At 63.4% G+C, this 352-nt stretch carries 1 protein-coding gene; it reads left to right on the forward strand.

Annotated elements, in window-relative coordinates; all coding sequences use genetic code 11:
• Positions 1–306: S8 family serine peptidase (locus tag EN852_RS36810; RefSeq protein WP_145994154.1), on the forward strand; the 306-nt coding region annotated here is incomplete at its 5' end.
• Positions 307–352: the final 46 nt, after the last annotated feature.

The raw sequence follows: 352 nt of genomic DNA on the forward strand, positions 1-352 counted from the left end.
AACAAGGCCACCATGGCCTGGTATTCCAACACCGCCGGCACCAACACGGCTGTGCAGAGCCATTTCCTGGTCGTGGGTGTCACCGGGGACAAGACCGGCCTTTACGGCACCTCTTTCGCCGCGCCGATCGTTGCCGGCTACGCCGCCATCGTGGGCAGCAAGTTCACCAAGGCAACGTCGACCCAGATCACCAACCAGTTGCTGAATACGGCCCGGACCGACACGTTGGCCAACTACAGCGCCTCCGTCTATGGCAAGGGCGAGGCAAGCCTTTCGCGTGCCCTGGCTCCGCTGTCGATCAAGTAGCAGGACGGAACAGCAGGGCAACACCGGCGGAGACCCGGCGTTTCCG

This window comes from Mesorhizobium sp. M2E.F.Ca.ET.209.01.1.1, assembly GCF_004010375.2.
GTDB lineage: Bacteria > Pseudomonadota > Alphaproteobacteria > Rhizobiales > Rhizobiaceae > Mesorhizobium.